We start from the raw sequence: 15,687 nt of genomic DNA on the forward strand, positions 1-15,687 counted from the left end.
CTGTCCTTGTCAGGCGCCAGCACCCGGCCGGGCACTGGCGCAAAGGCGCTATTTTGCTTGAGAAACGACGGTGCGCTCTATCAGGCGGTCATCGCCCAGGATGATCATGGCGAACAGCAGCTCGTCCAGGCTCTCGGCCTGGCGGGTCTTGCGCTCGAGCAGCGGCGTGCAGGCCGGGTTGATGACCACGAAGTCGGCTTCGCAGCCCGGCTGCAGATTGCCCACCTGGCCGGCCAGCCCCAATGCGCGCGCCGCGCCCGCCGTGTGCTGCCACCACAGGTTGCCGGGCGACAGGCTCAGGCCCTGCTTGGTCTGGCCCTCGCGGCCCGCCACATAGGCGGCCTGCATGGTGCGGAAAGGGCTGAAGCTCATGCCGCCGCCCACGTCGCTGGCCAGGCCGTAGAGGAACTGCGCGGCGTCGGCCCGCGCAAAGTCGAAGAAGCCGCTGCCCAGGAACAGGTTGCTGGTGGGGCTCACGGCGGCGGCGGTGCTGCGTTCACGCATCAGGGCGCGGTCTTCATCGTCCAGGTGGATGCAGTGCGCGTAGACGGCGCGCTCGCGCATCAGGCCGAAGTCGTCGTAGACCGACAGATAGCTGCGGGCCTTCGGAAAGAGTTCGGCCACCCAGCGCACCTCGTCCAGGTTCTCGGCCACATGGGACTGGATCCAGACATCGGCGTAGCGGGCGGCCAGCTCGCCCGCGCCACGCAGCTGCTCATGCGTGCTGGTGGGGGCAAAGCGCGGCGTGATCGCGTAGCCCAGGCGGTCCACGCCATGCCAGCGCTGGATCAGGGTTTCGGTGTCGATCAGGCTTTGCTCGGTCTGGTCGCGCACGCCGTCGGGGCTGTGGCGGTCCTGCAGGACCTTGCCTGTGATCATGCGCATGCCGCGCGCCTGCGACGCGCCCATGAGCGCATCGACCGACCCCGGGTGCGAGGTGGCAAAGGCCAGCGCCGTGGTCACGCCGTTGCGCTGCAGCTCGTCCAGGAAGAACTCGGCCACGCTGTCGGCATGCGCGCGTTCGCAGAAGGCCGACTCGTGCGGAAAGGTGTATTTCTCCAGCCAGGGCAGCAGGCCTGCGGCAGGCGCGCCGATCACATCGGTCTGCGGATAGTGGATGTGCAGGTCGATGAAGCCTGGCGCCAGGATGCGGCCCGGCAGATGGGTGACTTCGGCGCCCGGCTGTCCGGTGAACTGCGCCTGCAGCGCCTGCCAGCTGCCGGCGGCGACCACGCGCTGCTGCCCCTTGTCATCCGGGGCGACGGCCAGCAGGCCGTCTTCGTCGTAGAGCGCCTGGCCATCGTCGGCAAAACGCAGCAATGAGGAACGGTAGATTTGCATGCCGCCAAGCTTAGCGGGCGGACAGGCAGATGCCATATCCGCAGCGCTATAGGCGCCATCGGCAGGCGCCATCCTAGGGTTTACGCCAGGACCGGACGCCCCGCAGGCCGCATCACTTGGGCAGCGTGGCCTGCACGCCTTCCACCAGCCAGTTCATCTGCAGGATCTGCGCATCGTCCAGCTGCTTGCCGGCTGGAATGCGCACCTGGCCCTGGTTGTCGCGCACCGGCTGGTCGCCGGCCTTGAAGGGCTGCAGACGGCCCTGGGCCATGTCCTTTTGGCGCTGCAGCACTTCCTCGCGCACGGCGGGCGGCAGCTTGGGGCCGAAGCCCTCCACGCGGATCATGCCCTCGCGCACGCCGCCCCAGGTGTCCTGGCTCTTCCAGCTGCCGTCCAGCACCGCTTTGGCGCGCGCCGTGTAGTAGTCGCCCCACTGGTGGGTGACGGCCAGCAACTGGGCGTCGGGCCCGTCCTTGCGCATGTCGGAGTGGTAGGCAATCGCCATGCGGCCGCGCTCCTGGGCGGCCTGCATCACGGCGGTGGATGCGACCTGGAAGGACACCACGTCCACGCCGCCGTTGAACAGCGCCATGGCCGCATCGCGCTCGCGCGGCGGGTCGAACCAGGTATCCAGCCAGACCACCTTGACCGTGGCCTTGGGATTGACCGAACGCATGCCCAGCGTGAAGGCGTTGATGCCCTGCAGCACCTCGGGAATCGGAAAGCCGACCACGAAGCCGGCCACGCCCGTCTTGCTGGCACGGCCTGCGGCAATGCCCGACAGATAGCGGCCCTCGTAGTAGCGCGCGTTCGAGGTGGCCACGTTGTCGGCGCGCTTGAAGCCCGTGACCGACTCGAACTTCACCTGCGGGAAGTCGCGCGCCACGCGCATCACGGACTCGGTGTAGCCGAAGCTGGTGGTGAAGATCAGCTGGTTGCCGCTGGCGGCCAGGTCGCGCAGCACGCGCTCGGCGTCGGGGCCCTCGGGCACGCTGTCCACGGCGCGGGTCTGCACGCGCGGGCCCAGGGCCGCCTGCAATGTGCGCCGGCCCTCGTCGTGCTGGCGCGTCCAGCCGGCGTCGAGCACGGGCGTCAGATAGACGAAGGCCGCCTTGAGGGGCGTGGAACCTGCGGGGGATGAAGGGGCGGGATGGCCTTGGGACAAGGCCGTGGATACAAGACTTGCGGCCGCGACTGCGGCTGCGAGGTTTTTGTACATGGTGTTCCTCTACATGGCCCGGAAATGAAAACGCACCTGCCGTGGGCAGCGGCCGGTGCGGGGCGCGATTATAGGCAGCGGCCCCGGGGGCTGCCTGGGCCTGCGCTTATGGCCTCCATAAGGGACGGCAGATACCGTCTACTAGAGCGTGTTATGCACTTTTAAGTGCCCGCGAAAGCCGGGAAATGGGCCCGGAACGAGGCGCAGCGCGCGCCGCGGTTGCCATACCGCAAGTGTGCTGCAACGAAGGGCCGGGCCCATTTCCCGGCTTTCCCCATGGGTTGGCTCTGCGCGCAGGCGCTCGCGGCGTTGCAGCGCTTGCCAAGGCTCCAGCCTTGGCGGCGCACTGCGCCTTGCGATCACCAGCGCGCAGAGCCAACGCGGGTACTTAAAAGTGCATAACACGCTCTAAGATCGTCGGCAAATTCCACCCCCAAGCAACCACCAAGGAGTACAAGACCATGCCGATGTTCGTCGATACCTCGCCCCCGGGCCAGTGCATCTTCTGCCGCCTCGTGGCGGGCGAGATCCCGTCCGCCAAGGTGTTCGAGGACGAGCAGACCATCGCCTTCATGGACATCGGCCAGGTCAATCCCGGCCATGTGCTGGTGGCCAGCAAGCGCCATGCCGTAACCCTGCTGGACCTCACGCCCGACGAGGCCGGCGCCGTGATGCGCACGGCCCAGCGCGTGGCGCGGGCCGTGCAGTCAGCGTTCGACCCCGATGGCATCAGCCTGTTCCAGGCCAACGGCGCGGCCGGCGGGCAGACCGTCTTCCACTTCCACCTGCATGTGCTGCCGCGCCACGAGGGCGACGGCGTGGGCCTGGGCTGGCCGCGCAAGGAGCCCGGCATGCAGGCGCTGCAGGACCATGCCGAGCGCCTCAGGCAGGCGCTGGCCTGAGCGGACTCAGGCCAGGGCTGCGTACTTGGCGAACACGGCCTCCAGCTGGCGCATCCAGTGGGCGCGCTGCTGGGGCGTGACGAAGCTGGCGTCAAAGCTGTTGACCGCCAGCTGCCAGGCCTGCTGCGAGTTCATGCCCGTGGCGGCGAACAGCTGCAGGTAGTTCTCGTTCACGTAGCCGCCGAAGTAGGCCGGATCATCGGAATTGACCGTGACCTTGAGACCCGCCTCCAGCAGCTGCGGCAGGTTGTGCTGCGCCAGGTCGGGCACCACGCACAGCTTGAGGTTGGACAGCGGGCACACGGTCAGCGGCACGCCGTCGCGCACCAGGCGCTGCATCAGGGCCTCGTCGCGCGCGGCCTGCACGCCGTGGTCTATGCGCTCGGAATGCAGCACGTCCAGCGCGCCCCAGATATAGGCGGGAGGTCCCTCCTCGCCCGCATGCGCGACCAGGTGCAGGCCCAGCTCGCGGCAGCGCGCGAACACGCGGGCGAACTTCTCGGGCGGGTTGCCGACCTCGCTGCTGTCCAGGCCCACGCCGATGAAGCGGTCGCGCAGCGGCAGCGCGGCCTCCAGCGTGGCGAAGGCGTCCTCCTCGCTGAGGTGGCGCAGAAAGCTCAGGATCAGCGCCGACGAGATGCCCTGCTCTATCTCCGCATCGCGGCAGGCGCGGTACAGGCCGTTGATCACGGTCTCCATGCCCACGCCGCGCTGGGTGTGGGTCTGGGGGTCGAAGAAGATCTCGGCATGGACCACGTTGTCTTGCGCGGCGCGCGTCAGGTAGGCGCGGCCCATGTCGTAGAAATCCTGCTCGTACAGCAGCACGCTGGCGCCGGCGTAGTAGATGTCCAGAAAGCTTTGCAGGTCGGTGAAGGCATAGGCGCGGCGCAGGTCTTCCACGCTGGCATAGGGCAGCTTCACGCCGTTGCGCTGGGCCAGCGCGAAGATCAGCTCGGGCTCCAGCGAGCCTTCGATGTGCATGTGCAGCTCGGCCTTGGGCATGGCCTGGAGCAATTGGGGCAGATGCGCGGCATCCACGGCGGGTACGGTGTGCATCAGCAGACTCCGAAGGTGATGCCGCTGGCCCGGAGGTAGCGGCGGTAGGCGGACGACATGCGGTCGGCCGCAGAGTGCATTTCGGCGCGCGGGTCCAGCGGCAGGCACTTGGGCTGCTGCGACTCCAGCACGGGCTGGTCCTGGCAGAAGATGGTGTGCTGGAATTCCTGTAGCTGGGCGTCGGGCGAGTCGAAGTCTGCCACGGCCAGCCGGAACCAGACGCGGCTGGTCTCGGGCGTGACGGGGCAGATGAACAGGGCGATGGACTCGCGCCATCCGGCCCGGGTGGTGCCGGATTCGGGCAGCTTGGTCAGCACGGCGGCATAGGGCGCCGTGACTTCGTAGGTGTACTCGACCTCGGCCGCGCTGGTGGAGTGCAGGTTGGACTGCGGCTGCACGGCCTTGCAGCCCGTGGCCAGCACGCCCGTGGCCGTGGTCTCCACGGCATAGGCTTCGATGGCCGTGGCGTCGCGGCTGCCCAGCCAGCCTTCGTGGACAAAGCCGAAGTGCGACATGTCCAGGAAGTTCTCGATGATGCGCGGCGCGCTGGCGGCCACGTCGTAGGGGCCGCAGTTGAGCTTGCGCAGGTGCGCGTCCGCCTCGGCTTCAAACGCTGGCAGTGCCGCCAGGGCCGCCAGGGCCGGAACAGCCGAGAGCTCCTCGCCCGTGGCCAGCCGCACCCAGACCAGGCCGTAGGCTTCCTGTGCCTCGAAGGCCTTCACGCACTGCGAGGGCGGGGGCGTGAAGCTGGGCAGGGCCGGCACCTTGACGCACTGGCCGCTGTCGGCGAACTGCCAGCCGTGGTAGGGGCATTCAAGGTGGCCGTTCTCGACACGGCCCATGGACAGGCGTGCGCCACGGTGCGGGCAGCGGTCCACGAAGACGCGGACCAGGCCTTGCGGATCGCGCCACAGCACCAGGGGCTGGTCCAGCAGTTGCACGCCCAGCGGCGCATCGACAACTTCGTGGGCCTGGGCCACGGGATGCCAGAGGGAGTTTTCGATCATGGGGGGAATCTCTTGCTGTCTGTCTGTGCCGCGGCGGCGGGCAGGCCGCGGCTGGGAGCGAGCATAAACCCGCTCGATGCGCAGCACAGGTACGGTACAGGTACACCTGTGCTGCGCATGAACGCCAAGGCCGCCCGAAGGCGGCCCTGGCGGCAACAGGCAACCCGGCCTGCGCCGGGTGGCCTGGCGTCTGTCTTACTTGCTGTCCTGGCCCGGCACCTTGCCTTCCACGCCCTTGACGTAGAAGTTGATGCCCGTGAGGAACTTGTCTTCGGCCACGGCGTCGGCGGCCAGCAGTTCCTTGCCGTCCTGGCCTGTGATCGGGCCCTTCCAGATGTGGAAGGTGCCGTCCTTCAGACCCTTCTTGACCTCTTCGATCCGGGCCTTGGCCTCGGCGGGCACGTCATCGGCCAGCGAGACGATGTCGATCGCGCCTTCCTTCACGCCCCACCAGGTCTGCTGGCTGCTCCACTTGCCGTCCAGCATCTCGCGCACGGTCTTGGTGTAGTAGGGAGTCCAGTTGATGATGGCCGAGCCCAGGTGGGCCTTGGGGCCGTAGGCCGTCATGTCGGAGTCCCAGCCGAAGGCGCGCTTGCCCTTTTCCTCGGCCGTCTTGAGCACGGCGGCGGAGTCGGTGTTCTGGAACAGGATGTCGGCGCCGCCGTTGATCAGCGAAGTCGCAGCCTCGGTTTCCTTCGGGGGGGCGAACCACTCGTTGACCCAGACCACCTTGGTCTTGATCTTGGGGTTCATGGACTGCGCGCCCAGCGTGAAGCTGTTGATGTTGCGCAGCACTTCGGGAATCGGCACGGAGCCGACCACGCCCAGCACGTTGGACTTGGTCATGGAGCCCGCGATGATGCCGGCCAGATAAGCGCCTTCGTAGGTGCGGCTGTCGTAGGTGCTGACGTTGGCGGCGGTCTTGTAGCCGGTGGCGTGCTCGAACTTCACATCGGGGAAGTCGGGAGCGATCTTCTGGATGGGCTCCATGTAGCCGAAGGTGGTGCCGAAGACCAGCTTGTTGCCGTTGGCGGCCATGTCGCGCAGCACGCGCTCGGCGTCGGCGCCCTCGGGCACGCTCTCGACGTAGGAGGTCTTGATCTTGTCGCCGAATTCCTTCTCCAGCGCCAGGCGGCCCTGGTCGTGGGCAAAGGTGTAGCCGCCGTCACCGACGGGGCCCACGTAGGCGAAGGCGATCTTCAAAGGCTCGGTTGCAGCGGCAGCAGGGGCCTCGGCAACGGGAGCGGGCGCAGGCGCGGCCTCCTCCTTCTTGCCACAGCCGGCCAGCGCGGCGGCGGCCACGGCCGACAGCGCTGCCACCTTGATCAGGGAGCGTTTGTGAAGATCAGTCATCGAAGTTTCCTCAAGTGGTCCTGCGGCAGGCAGGAAGAAGGCGGTGTCCGCAGGGGCGCAGACCCGCCGCGATGGGTCCCGAGAATAAAGCAAGAATGGCGCCAGCCGGCTGCGCCAGAGCCACCAGGCATGCGGGAAAACCACATTTTGGGGGCTTTGCACAATCGTGGTGCATAGGGCGGACCCGTCTGGCGGATCGCGGCAGAAAAAAGGGCCCCGAAGGGCCCTTGTTGCATGGACTGCCGCCGGATCACTTGGCGCCCGGCACCTTGCCTTCGACGCCGTTGACGAAGAAGTTGATGCTGGTCATGAAGCCCAGGTCGCCGACCTGGCCTGCCGTCAGCACTTCCTTGCCCGCGTTGTCCTTGATGGGGCCGGTCCAGACGGCGAAGCTGCCGTCCTTCAAGCCGTCGCGTGCCTTGGCGACCTTGTCCTTGATGTCCTGGGGCACGTCGTCGGCGATCTTCACGAGGTCGATGGCGCCTTCCTTCACGCCCCACCAGAAGGAGCCGCCCTGCCACTTGCCGTCCAGCGTGTCCTGGGTGACCTTGCTGTAGTAAGGCGTCCAGTCGATCACGGCCGAGCCCAGGTGGGCCTTGGGCGCGAAGGCGCTCATGTCGCCGTCCTTGCCGAAGGCGCGCGCACCGCGTTCCTCGGCCGTCTTGAGCACGGCCGGGGAGTTGGTGTTCTGATAGAGCACGTCCACGCCGCCGTTGATCAGCGAGGTGGCGGCCTCGGACTCCTTGGGCGGGGCGAACCACTCGTTCACCCAGACCACCTTGGCCTTGATCGAGGGATCGACGCTTTGCGCACCCAGCACGAAGCTGTTGATGTTGCGCACCACTTCAGGGATAGGCACCGAGGCCACGACGCCGATGGTCTTGGTCTTGGTCATGCCGCCGGCCACGATGCCGGCCAGGTAGGCGCCCTCGAAGGTCTTGGTGTCGTAGGTGGCCACGTTGTCGGCATTCTTGTAGCCGGTGGCGTGCTCGAACTTCACGTCCTTGAGGTCGGCCGCCACCTTCTGCACGAACTCCTGGTAGCCGAAGCTGGTCGCGAAGATCAGCTTGTTGCCCTGGCCGGCCATGTCGCGCATCACGCGCTCGGCATCGGCGCTCTCGGGCACGCTTTCGACGAAGGAGGTTTCCACCTTGTCGCCGAACTTCTCCTGGATGGCCTTGCGACCCAGCTCATGCTGGAAGGTCCAGCCGCCGTCGCCGATGGGGCTGACGTACATGAAGCCAATCTTGAGCTTCTCGGCCGGCGCCTGCGCTGCGGGCGCGGCAGCGGGAGCCGGCGCTGCGGCCTCTTCCTTCTTGCCGCAGGCGGTCAGGGCCGCCACCGAGATGGCCGACAGGCCGATCATCTTCACAAGCGTGCTTTTGAGGCCAGGTTTCAGGGTGCGTTCGCGCAAAGCGGGCATGCGTTTGTCCTTTTGTGGTTCTGGAGGGAGAGAGAAACAATGAAAGCGTCATGAGCCCGGGTAGAAGGGCTTGCCCAGCGAGGCCGGCATGTTGGCACGGATCCAGGCCGGATTGCGCGAGATCAGCACCAGCACGACGATGGTCGCCAGGTAGGGCAGCATGGACAGCAGCTGGCTGGCCACCTGCACGCCCGTGGCCTGCAAATGGAACTGCAGCATGGTCACGCCGCCGAACAGGTAGGCGCCCAGCAGCACGCGCGCAGGGCGCCAGGTGGCGAAGGTGGTCAGCGCCAGCGCGATCCAGCCCCGGCCCGACACCATGCCTTCCACCCACAGCGGCGTGTAGACGGTGGAGATGTAGGCACCGGCCAGACCGCACATGGCACCGCCGAAGACCACGGCCGCCAGGCGGATGCGGCGCACCGGATAGCCCAGCGCGTGGGCCGACTGGGGCGACTCGCCCACGGCGCGCAGCACCAGGCCGGCCCGGGTGCGGTAGAGGAACCAGACCAGGGCCGCCGCAATGGCCACCGCGCCATAGACCAGCGGATGCAGGCGAAACAGCGCCGTGCCCACCACGGGCAGGTCGGACAGCCAGGGCACGGCGAACTTGGGCAGCTCGGGCAGGCGTGCCTGCACATAGCCCAGGCCCAGGAAGGCCGAGAAGCCCGTGCCGAACAGCGACAGGGCCAGCCCCGTCGCGTACTGGTTGGTGTTCAGCCAGATCACCAGCACGCCGAAGATGGCGGCCAGCAGCGCGCCCGCACCCATGCCGGCCAGAAAGCCCACGTTGGTGCTGCCCGTGTGGACCACGGCGGCAAAGCCCGCGATGGCGGCGCACAGCATCATGCCCTCGGCACCCAGGTTGACGATGCCGGCCTTTTCATTGATCAGCAGGCCCAGCGCGGCCAGCGCCAGCACGGTGCCGGCGCTGAGCGTGGAGCCCAGCAGCAGTGCATAGGATTCCATCAGCGGGCCTCCTTGACGGCAGGCGCCGCTGCGGGCGGGACCACGGGCGTGCGGGACACCCAGCGCACGCGGTAGGCCACCAGCGTGTCGCAGGCCAGCAGCGTGAACAGCAGCAGGCCCTGGAACACGCCGGTCAGCGCCTTGGGCAGGCCCAGGCGCGACTGGGCGAGTTCGCCCCCGATATAGAACATGCTCATGAGAATCGCGGAAAAGATCATGCCCACGGGATGCAGGCGGCCGACGAAGGCCACGATGATGGCGGCGAAGCCGTAGCCGGCCGGGACATAGGGCGTGAGCTGGCCCAGCGGGCCGGCCACTTCCAGCGCACCGGCCAGGCCGGCGGCGGCGCCCGAGATCAGCAGCGCCGTCCACAGCGCACGGCGCGAGGAAAAGCCCGCGTAGCGTGCGGCGGCCGGAGCCAGCCCACCGACCTGCAGCGCAAAGCCGGCGCGGGTGCGGAACAGGAAGATCCACAGCATGGCTGCCGCGGCCAGCGCCAGCAGCAGGCCGATATTGGTGCGCATGCCCTGCATCAGCTTGGGGATCTGCGTGACGCGCTCGAAGGTCTTGGTCTGCGGGAAGTTGTAGCCCATGGGGTCCTTCCACGGCCCGTAGACCAGAAAGCCCAGCACCAGGGTGGCCACGTAGACCAGCATCAGGCTGACCAGGATTTCATTGGCATTGAAGCGGTCGCGCAGCAGGGCCACGATGCCGGCCCAGACCATGCCGCCCAGCATGCCGGCCACCAGGATGGCGGGCACGATCCAGGGCCCCGTGGTCTTGTCCGCCAGCAGCGCCACGCCGCCTGCGGCCACGGCGCCGATCACGAACTGGCCTTCGGCACCGATGTTCCACACATTGGAGCGAAAGCACACGGCCAGGCCCAGCGCGATCAGCAGCAGCGGCGTGGCCTTGACGGCCAGCTCGCCCAGCGCATAGGTGGACTTGACGGGGTCCCAGAAGAAGGCCTGCAGGCCGCGCACCGGGTCCTTGCCCAGCATCACGAACAGGCACACGCCGATCAGCACCGTGATGGCCAGCGCCAGCACGGGCGAACCGTAGGTCCACAGTTTCGAGGCCTGGGGGCGTTGCTCAAGCTTGAACATGGGCGCCTCCCTTGGTGGCACTCGGGGCGGCGTTCGGGGCGGCAGCACCGTCCCACAGGCCGCTCATCCACTCGCCGATCTGCTGCACGGTGGCATCGGCCCGCGCCACGGAGGGCGACAGCCGGCCCTTGGCCACCACATGCAGGCGGTCACATATCTCGAACAATTCGTCCAACTCCTCGCTGAGCACCAGCACGGCGCAGCCCTCGTCGCGCAATTGCAGGATGGCGCCGCGTATCTGCGCGGCCGCCCCCACGTCCACCCCCCAGGTGGGCTGGGAGATGATGAGCAGCGCGGGCCTGGCATCGATCTCGCGGCCCACGATGAATTTCTGCAGGTTGCCGCCCGACAGCGACTGCGCCGCCGCGTTGGGGCCGCCGGCCTTGACGTTGAAGCGCGCAATGATGGCGCGCGCCTGCTCCTGCAGCTGGCCCATGCGAATCCAGCCGCCTTTGCCCAGCGCGGTCTTGCGCGTCAGCAGCAGGTTGTGCGCCAGGCCCATGCTGGGCACGGCACCGCGGCCAAGACGCTCCTCCGGCACGAAGTGCAGGCCCAGCGCACGGCGCCGGCCGGGGCCCAGGCGCCCCGCCTCCCGGCCGGCAATCTGCACCATTTCGGGCGCTGCGCGCGTGTCCTCGCCGGACAGCGCATACAGCAATTCCTTCTGGCCATTGCCCGAGACACCGGCGATGCCCACGACTTCGCCCGCGCGCACATCGAGCTGTATGCCATGCAGGTCCACGCCGAAGGGCTCCGAGCGCGGCAGCGCCAGGCCCTGCACGCGCAGCACGCTGGCGCCGACCTGGGATTCGCGGTGCGTGAGCTCGGGCGGCTCCGAGCCGATCATCAGCCGCGACAGCGAGGCATTGCTCTCCACGGCCGGATTGCACACGCCCGTCACCTGCCCGCCGCGCAGCACGGTACAGGCCGTGCACAGCGAGCGGATCTCGTGCAGCTTGTGGCTGATGTAGAGGATGGAGCAGCCCTCGGACGCCAGGCGGCGCAGCACCACGAAGAGCTTCTCCACCGCCTGCGGCGTGAGCACCGAGGTGGGCTCGTCAAGAATGAGCACGCGCGGGTGCGTGAGCAGGGCGCGGATGATTTCCACGCGCTGCATCTCGCCCACGCTCAGCGTGTGCACGGGGCGGTGGGGATCGACCTCCAGCCCGTAGTCATGCGCCGTGGACTCGATGCGCTGCACCACCTCGGCCAGCGGCAGGCTCTTGTCCAGGCCCAGCCAGACGTTCTCGGCCACGGACAGCGTGTCGAACAGGCTGAAATGCTGGAACACCATGGCGATGCCCAGCTGGCGCGCCTCCTGCGGGTTGCGGATGTGAACCGGCTTGCCATCGACCTCGATGCGGCCCTCGTCGGGCTTGACGGCGCCGTAGATGATCTTCATCAGCGTGGACTTGCCGGCGCCGTTCTCGCCCAGGATGGCATGCACTTCGCCGGCGCCCACGGTCAGCGAGATGCCGTTGTTGGCCACCACCGCCGGATAGCGCTTGGTGATGCCTGTCAGCTGAAGCCGCGGCGGCGCTGCTGCTGGCAGGGGGACTGTATCGGGGGGATTCATGGCTGGGATTGTCTTTCAATTTCTGCAACAAACTGGAACACAAGTCCTTGAAACCGCGTCGGCGGCCCTCATATCGGCCATCACTTTGTTCACCCAAAAGGCGGTTCCTGTCGCCGTCGCCTAGCGGGCACGGGACATCAGCGCCACCTGCCGCACGGCGTCGCGCAGCCAGCGCGTGGACGCGCCCATGTGCGTGCGGGCATGCCACAGCTGGTAGTACACCAGCGGCGCAAACTCCACCGGGCAAGGCAGGATCACCAGGGGCAGGCGCTGGCTGAAGCGCTCGCAGAACAGCCGCCCCGTGGTCAGCACCAGCAAGCTGGTGGCCACGATGTCGGGAATCAGGCTGAAATGCGCGCAGCGCGCCGCCACCTGGCGCTGCAGGCCCATGCGGGAGAGCTGGTCGTCGATCACGCCGCGCGCGCCCGGGTAGGTGGGCGTGGGCGCGATGTGCTCGGCCTCCAGCCACTGGGCCACGTCCCAGCCGCGGCGCACGGCCGGGTGCTGGGGGCTGACCAGGCAGACCACCTCGTCCTCGAACAGGCTGGCCATGTGCAGGCCCTGCGGCGGCTCGGGCCAGTTGCCGATCACCACGTCCACATCGCCCTGGGCCAGTTGCACCTCGTAGTGCGCGTCGCCGTTGAGGGCCAGGATGTCCACGGGGCAGCCGGGCGCCTCGGTCTTGAGATGGGCCACCAGGCGCGGCAGGAACAGCGGGTCCAGGTAGTCGCTGGCGGCGATGCGGAAGGTGCGCGTGGAGGTGCGGGGATCGAAATGCCGTGCATCGCTGAACAGGCCTTCGGCCGCGCGCAGGATGTCGGCCGCCGGCTGCACCATGCGCAGCCCGGCCTCGGTGGGCTGCATGTGCGCGCCCGAGCGCACCAGCAGCGAATCGCCGGCCAGGTCGCGCAGGCGCTTGAGCGCGGCGGACACCGCCGGCTGGTGCATGCCCAGGCGCAATGCGGCACGCGAGACGCTGCGCTCGGTCAGCACCGTGTGCAGCACCCGTATCAGGTGCAGATCAATCTTGTCGAACAGGGCCTGGTCGCGCATGTAGCGAAGCAATCAGCGAAAAAAAGAGCGGTCGCGCCGGGGACGCGCCGCAGGTCATGGGGAGCCCGCAGCGTAACCCAGCCATGACCCCCGCCAGCTAGATACAAGCACCAAGAATGCCCTGGGCAGGGGCGGTTAAACACTTGTGCACGCAGCACATGCAATATGCGAGCCAGTCGCCGGCAAACCATTGTCCAAACCTATACAGACTTCCAGGCTGTTAGCGTGATTCAATGAAATCGCTTCAAAAGGAAGTGGATTGCAGGAGACAAGACGATGAAACAGCCAACCCCTTTTTCGGGCATGGTGGCCGCAGCCACGCTCGCCAGTGTGCTGACCGCCTGCGGCGGCAGCGGTGATTCAGGCCTGGGTGTCATCGAGATACGCAGCCTGTCCAACCGGGCCGACATGATCAGCGACGGCAATGCCTATATTGAAATTGTGCTGCCCAAGGGCAGCCCGCCCGGTGCGCTGAAGGTGGCGCTCAATGGCACGGATGTCACCGCCCGGTTCGCCCAGCGCGCCAATGGCCGCATTCTGGGCCGGGTCGAGGGATTGAGGGTGGGCGCCAACACCCTCACCGCCACGGCGGCCGGCAGCGCGAGGGCACGGCTGGACATCACCAACCATGGCCGGGGCGATCCCATCTTCGCCGGGCCGCAGACCGCGCCGTGGATCTGCGCCACGCGCAATGGCGCGCAAGCCACCGTTTCGGTGCCCGGCACGGCACTTTCGGCGACCGTGACCACGCGCGTCAGCGGTCTCGATACCGATCCGGTGGATGTCCAGTGCAATACCAGGACCCAGTACACCTACTACTACATGCCCAAGGCCAGGCAAGGCAGCGCCTGCACGATGGGTCCGGCAGGCGCCACGCCCTGCCATGTGGCCTACGACCCATCGCAGCGCCCGGCCGACAGCGAGATCGCCGACTTCACCAACGACCGCGGAGATACGGTCAAGCACCTGCTGCGCATGGAAACTGGCGTCATGGGCCGCGGCACCTACCAGATCCTGGCCTACCATGACCCCGCGCTTGCCTGGACGCCCTGGGAGCCGCAAAAGGGATGGAACGGCAAGGTGCTGTGGCGATTCGGCGCAGCCGCTTCCGGCAATCGCTTCCAGGAGCCGGCGGTCAACCTCCTCGACCAGTTCAGCGGCAGCCTGCCGTTCGACCCCAACGCGCTCGCGGCAGGCCACATGGTCGTGAAAGCCATGCTGACCAACCACCTGCACAACAACAACGAGTTGCTGGCCGCCGAGAACATGATGCGCATCAAGGAGCACCTGATCGAGAACTACGGCGAAGTGCGCTACACCATGGGCGACGGCGACTCGGGTGGCTCCATGATGCAGACAGTGATCGCCTCCGCCATGCCGGGTCTGCTGCAGGGCATACAGACGGGGCTGAGCTATCCCGATGCGGTGTCCACCTGGATGGAAACACGCGACTGCGGCCTGCTGTCCAACTACTACAGGACGGCCGCAGGACAGGCACTGAGCGACACCGCGAAGGCCGCCATCAATGGCCATCCGGCCAGCTACTGCGACAAATGGGTAGGGAGCTTCATCGCCCCCCAGAACCCCCGGCTGCCCGACAACTGCGGCGTGGGCTTTCCCGCCTCCATCGTCTACGACCCGCGCACACGCGGCCAGGGCGTGCGCTGCTCGATCCACGACATGCTGGTCCCGGTGTTCGGGACGTTCAAGGACACCGACGGCCACACCAAGCCGCAGCTGCCGTATGACAACACGGGCCTGCAGTACGGACTCAAGGCACTGCAGTCGGGCGCCATCGACGCGGAGGCTTTCGTGCAGCTCAACGAAGGCATCGGCAGCTACACCAACGACATGGACTGGACCGGCGGCACTGCGTCCAGGCCGGCAGCCCGCGAGCGGGCCGTGGCCAGCCTGCTGCCCAGGCTCTACAGCAGTGGCCTCACCAGCAACGGCAGGAACCTGTCCCAGGTGGCCATCATCGACCTGCGGCCCGAGGGCGGCAGCGACATCCACATGACCTGGCGCAGCCTGCAGCAACGCGCACGGCTGGATGCCGCCAACGGCCACCATGACAACCACGTGATCCGCGCCAGCAAGGGCATGGTCCCGCTGCTGATCGCCCCTGCCATGCGACGCGAGGCCTTTGTCATGATGGACCGCTGGCTGACCGCCGTGGAGCGCGACACCACCGGCGCGGCGCTGGCACAGAAAGTGGTGCGCAACAGGCCTTCGGATGTCAGGGATGGATGCATCGCCGCAACGGGAGCCGCCCCTTCGGATCTCGACAAAGTCCTGGCCCTGGACGACCCAGCCTGTCCCCTCAAGCCGACCCTGTCGCCACGCCAGGTGGCCGGAGGTCCGCTCGCGGAGGACATCTACCAGTGCCAGCTCAAGCCCCTTTCGTTCACCAGCCCGGAGTACGCCGGCATCACCTTCAGCCCGGCCCAGCAAAAGCGCCTTGCCGCAGTGTTTGCGGCAGGAGTGTGCGACTGGAGCCAGGCCGGAACGGGCCAGAGCCAGGAGGCGGCCTTCCTGACCGATTTCAGTGCCGGCCCGGCGGGCACCAAGGCCGGGCCTGCGCCGGTCTCGCGCAACGATTGAGCTGCACCCTGCGCGAAGTCCCGCAGGGGTCCGGGGGCCGGTGATCAGGGTTTGCAGCGTGCCAATCCATGCAATGAAGCA

Annotated in this window: 12 protein-coding genes; 2 read left to right on the forward strand and 10 right to left on the reverse strand. The window is 67.5% G+C overall.

What is annotated here, in order from left to right:
* Positions 1–48: 48 nt before the first annotated feature.
* On the reverse strand, positions 49–1,341 hold the full coding sequence (gene guaD / locus DTS01S_RS22650; protein ID WP_017405635.1) for a guanine deaminase: 1,293 nt from the start codon (positions 1,339–1,341) through the stop codon (positions 49–51).
* A 112-nt stretch (positions 1,342–1,453) separates the two neighbouring features.
* On the reverse strand, positions 1,454–2,560 hold the full coding sequence (locus DTS01S_RS22655; RefSeq protein WP_026062440.1) for a BMP family ABC transporter substrate-binding protein: 1,107 nt from the start codon (positions 2,558–2,560) through the stop codon (positions 1,454–1,456).
* A 461-nt stretch (positions 2,561–3,021) separates the two neighbouring features.
* Between DTS01S_RS22655 and DTS01S_RS22660 the strand changes: the two genes are divergently transcribed.
* Positions 3,022–3,462: an HIT family protein gene (locus DTS01S_RS22660; protein ID WP_026062030.1), complete on the forward strand. Its 441-nt coding sequence runs from the start codon at positions 3,022–3,024 to the stop codon at positions 3,460–3,462.
* 6 nt (positions 3,463–3,468) lie between these two features.
* Here DTS01S_RS22660 and DTS01S_RS22665 read toward each other — a convergent pair whose 3' ends face one another.
* The 8 genes from DTS01S_RS22665 to DTS01S_RS22700 all read right to left on the reverse strand — a co-directional run bounded on the left by DTS01S_RS22665 (position 3,469) and on the right by DTS01S_RS22700 (position 13,005).
* Complete coding sequence (locus DTS01S_RS22665; protein ID WP_017404022.1) at positions 3,469–4,518, reverse strand: adenosine deaminase; 1,050 nt, start codon at positions 4,516–4,518, stop codon at positions 3,469–3,471.
* Complete coding sequence (locus DTS01S_RS22670; protein WP_017404023.1) at positions 4,518–5,525, reverse strand: aromatic ring-hydroxylating dioxygenase subunit alpha; 1,008 nt, start codon at positions 5,523–5,525, stop codon at positions 4,518–4,520. The genes DTS01S_RS22665 and DTS01S_RS22670 overlap by 1 nt, the downstream gene beginning before the upstream one ends.
* A gap of 195 nt (positions 5,526–5,720) precedes the next feature.
* Positions 5,721–6,878, reverse strand: coding sequence for a BMP family ABC transporter substrate-binding protein (locus DTS01S_RS22675; RefSeq protein ID WP_016449762.1), 1,158 nt, complete (start codon positions 6,876–6,878; stop codon positions 5,721–5,723).
* Positions 6,879–7,128: 250 nt separating this feature from the next.
* Positions 7,129–8,301, reverse strand: a complete 1,173-nt coding sequence (locus DTS01S_RS22680; RefSeq protein ID WP_016449763.1) for a BMP family ABC transporter substrate-binding protein — start codon at positions 8,299–8,301, stop codon at positions 7,129–7,131.
* 48 nt (positions 8,302–8,349) lie between these two features.
* The gene (locus DTS01S_RS22685; protein WP_017404024.1) at positions 8,350–9,270 is read right to left on the reverse strand and encodes an ABC transporter permease; all 921 of its coding nucleotides are present in this window, start codon (positions 9,268–9,270) and stop codon (positions 8,350–8,352) included.
* Positions 9,270–10,376, reverse strand: coding sequence for an ABC transporter permease (locus tag DTS01S_RS22690; RefSeq protein WP_016449765.1), 1,107 nt, complete (start codon positions 10,374–10,376; stop codon positions 9,270–9,272). Before DTS01S_RS22690 ends, DTS01S_RS22685 begins: the two co-directional genes overlap by 1 nt.
* Positions 10,363–11,952, reverse strand: coding sequence for an ABC transporter ATP-binding protein (locus DTS01S_RS22695; protein WP_017404025.1), 1,590 nt, complete (start codon positions 11,950–11,952; stop codon positions 10,363–10,365). The genes DTS01S_RS22690 and DTS01S_RS22695 overlap by 14 nt, the downstream gene beginning before the upstream one ends.
* A 120-nt stretch (positions 11,953–12,072) precedes the next feature.
* Positions 12,073–13,005: a LysR family transcriptional regulator gene (locus DTS01S_RS22700; protein ID WP_016449767.1), complete on the reverse strand. Its 933-nt coding sequence runs from the start codon at positions 13,003–13,005 to the stop codon at positions 12,073–12,075.
* Between the two features lie 276 nt (positions 13,006–13,281).
* On the opposite strand from DTS01S_RS22700, the gene DTS01S_RS22705 reads away from it, so the two are divergent.
* On the forward strand, positions 13,282–15,606 hold the full coding sequence (locus tag DTS01S_RS22705; RefSeq protein WP_026062032.1) for a DUF6351 family protein: 2,325 nt from the start codon (positions 13,282–13,284) through the stop codon (positions 15,604–15,606).
* Positions 15,607–15,687: the final 81 nt, after the last annotated feature.

Source organism: Delftia tsuruhatensis NBRC 16741, from assembly GCF_001571325.1.
Lineage (GTDB): Bacteria > Pseudomonadota > Gammaproteobacteria > Burkholderiales > Burkholderiaceae_C > Comamonas > Comamonas tsuruhatensis.

Coding starts and splice junctions, on each gene's coding strand:
- guaD (WP_017405635.1), bottom strand. CDS start 1,341: ATGCAAATCTACCGTTCCTCATTGCTGCGTTTTGCCGACGATGGCCAG.
- DTS01S_RS22655 (WP_026062440.1), bottom strand. CDS start 2,560: ATGTACAAAAACCTCGCAGCCGCAGTCGCGGCCGCAAGTCTTGTATCC.
- DTS01S_RS22660 (WP_026062030.1), top strand. CDS start 3,022: ATGCCGATGTTCGTCGATACCTCGCCCCCGGGCCAGTGCATCTTCTGC.
- DTS01S_RS22665 (WP_017404022.1), bottom strand. CDS start 4,518: ATGCACACCGTACCCGCCGTGGATGCCGCGCATCTGCCCCAATTGCTC.
- DTS01S_RS22670 (WP_017404023.1), bottom strand. CDS start 5,525: ATGATCGAAAACTCCCTCTGGCATCCCGTGGCCCAGGCCCACGAAGTT.
- DTS01S_RS22675 (WP_016449762.1), bottom strand. CDS start 6,878: ATGACTGATCTTCACAAACGCTCCCTGATCAAGGTGGCAGCGCTGTCG.
- DTS01S_RS22680 (WP_016449763.1), bottom strand. CDS start 8,301: ATGCCCGCTTTGCGCGAACGCACCCTGAAACCTGGCCTCAAAAGCACG.
- DTS01S_RS22685 (WP_017404024.1), bottom strand. CDS start 9,270: ATGGAATCCTATGCACTGCTGCTGGGCTCCACGCTCAGCGCCGGCACC.
- DTS01S_RS22690 (WP_016449765.1), bottom strand. CDS start 10,376: ATGTTCAAGCTTGAGCAACGCCCCCAGGCCTCGAAACTGTGGACCTAC.
- DTS01S_RS22695 (WP_017404025.1), bottom strand. CDS start 11,952: ATGAATCCCCCCGATACAGTCCCCCTGCCAGCAGCAGCGCCGCCGCGG.
- DTS01S_RS22700 (WP_016449767.1), bottom strand. CDS start 13,005: ATGCGCGACCAGGCCCTGTTCGACAAGATTGATCTGCACCTGATACGG.
- DTS01S_RS22705 (WP_026062032.1), top strand. CDS start 13,282: ATGAAACAGCCAACCCCTTTTTCGGGCATGGTGGCCGCAGCCACGCTC.